Genomic DNA, 2,461 nt, shown 5'->3' on the forward strand with positions numbered 1-2,461 from the left:
TAGGGGAGTAGGGGAGCGGGGGAGTAGGGGAGCGGGGGAGTAGCGAAAATAGAAAGATTTACTGTTTAAGCAAGAAGATAAGTTTTTTCATAACTAATTATCCGGACATGATATAATACCATTTCTGGTTGAACAGTTATAAATAAATGACTGAGGAGTCAGGAGTCAGGAGGGAAGAAAGAAGCAAGAAGAAGAGGAAAAAGAGAAAGTTTTTTTATCACTAATCATCCGGACATAATATCAGAGAAAGGAAGGCAGAGAGAGGGAAGAATGCAGAAGGGAATATTGGTTCAACTCGATCTCCCCTACTCCCCCACTCCCCCACTCCCTTACTCCCCCACTCCCCTACTTAAGAAACTGTCCTAATTCTCCCGGCGCAACTGTACCATATTCTGTCATAATTCCTACAATTAATTCCGCAGGGGTAACATCAAATGCAGGATTATAAAATTCTACTCCTTCCGGACAAATGCGTGTTTCTCCTACTTGATATATTTCCACCGCATCTCTCTCCTCAATCGGTATTTGACTACCATCAGATATTTTGAAATCTATTGTTGATAGAGGTGCCGCCACAAAAAAAGGAATATTATGTGCCTTCGCCACAATAGCTAAACTATAAGTACCAATTTTATTAGCAGCATCTCCATTAGCAGCAATTCTATCCGCTCCAACTACTACGGCATGAATTAAACCTTGTTTCATACAGTGAGCAGCCATGTTATCACTTATTAAGGTGACAGGAATATTTTCTTGCACGCATTCCCAAGTCGTGAGTTTTGCACCTTGAAGACGAGGGCGAGTTTCATCCGCGTAGACTCTTGCTAATCTTCCCTCTCGCCACGCCGAACGAATAACACCCAATGCTGTACCATAACCAGCAGTAGCTAAAGCACCAGCATTACAGTGAGTTAAAATATTCAATTTTTCTGGAGAAGTTGGTAAAACTTCAATTCCGCGATCGCCTATAGCTTGACAAGTTTGTAAATCTTCTGCATGAATATTTTTAGCAGTTTCTAATAAAGCCCTTTGAATTTCTTCTACAGAACTATTTGTTTCATTTGCTACCTTCAACATTCGTTCAATTGCCCAAAATAAATTAACAGCAGTTGGGCGAGTTTGTCGTAACATAACAGCCACTTCTTCTAACTGTTTTAAGAACTCATTTCTATCAGTTATAGAAATTTCTTTCGCCCCTAAATACATTCCATAAGCTGCCGATACACCAATAGCTGGTGCCCCACGAACTATCATTGTTTTAATAGCTCTTGCCATCTCCGTAGAATTATTAATTTCTACAGTTTTATATTCTCCTGGTAGACAAGTTTGGTCAATTAATAAAACACGGTCATTTTGCCAGATAATAGGATTAACCTCTGTGATTTTAGACACCATAATTTTTCCTCATATATCATAGATAATACAGGACTTACGCAAAGGCAGTATATATAGAGTCTTGGTGTGTTACGCTAGCGCTAACATACCCTACTAATGGCGTTCATGCGTAAGTCCTATAATATTCAATTCAGATAAATAGTAGGTTGGGTTAAGCGATAGCGCAACCCAACAATTATAGTAATTTTAAAGAAGCAGTCAGCGGTCAGCTTTTCCTGCGGAATGCTGCACAAACAGCAATCAGCAGATTTTTTTTGAGGCGCCCTCTTTTGCGGAGTATTCAGGAACGGAAAGGAGATTTCAACTCCTCCGAGGGCCATATAGCCGATCAGAAGATAAAATTAATTATCCCACAGAAATTATCAATTCTTTCTCCCTACTCCCTACTCCCTATGCATGGAGGAAATATCTAATTCTTCCTGCCAAAATAATGAGTTAATAACTCATCACTGATAACTGATAACTAACCCCTGAATGCTTGCACTTGTTGCCATCCTAATTTTACCTTGCGTTTTATATACTTACCCAATCCTTTATACAACTTTTGAAAATTGTATACAAATAAAATATTCATCATATCCTCTACTGTCAAAGATTTTAAATAATTCACTCCTTTATCAATCAATTCATCACTATCTTGCATATATCTTCTGCGCCCCATCTGTTCAGAAATGTTCCATTTAATAGCATATCGTCTCTGCATTTCTCTTTGATAAGGACGAAAACTAGATAAGCGTAGATCGAGATATTTTTCTATATATTTACTAGCAATTTCTGCATTATCCATACCATGCCTAATTCCTTCCCCACCCAACATATTAATAGTAGAAACAGCATCACCAATAGCAATAACATTATCTTGGTAATAAACATCCTTTAATCCCACAGAATATCTAACAGTTGAACCATGAGAATCAATTAATTCATACTCCTCAAGTTTCATATAATCTTTAATTAATAGTTCTAAATACCATCTCATAGATTTCGTTTCAACTATTTGTTGATGTTCTAAATTAAACCGCGCCACACCTATTTTTAATCTGTGCTTTTCTGCCTCCATAGGAAA

General features: G+C 37.7%; 2 protein-coding genes. Both read right to left on the minus strand.

The features are described 5' to 3' along the window. Window positions 1-345 precede the first annotated feature (345 nt). Window positions 346-1,395, minus strand: a complete 1,050-nt coding sequence (gene mtnA, locus AC3DU7_RS06495; RefSeq protein ID WP_488038540.1) for an S-methyl-5-thioribose-1-phosphate isomerase — start codon at window positions 1,393-1,395, stop codon at window positions 346-348. A 463-nt stretch (window positions 1,396-1,858) separates the two neighbouring features. Further along, a partial coding sequence (locus AC3DU7_RS06500; RefSeq protein WP_488038541.1) for an NAD(P)/FAD-dependent oxidoreductase occupies window positions 1,859-2,461 on the minus strand: 603 nt, incomplete at its 5' end.

The organism is Okeania sp., from assembly GCF_983059655.1.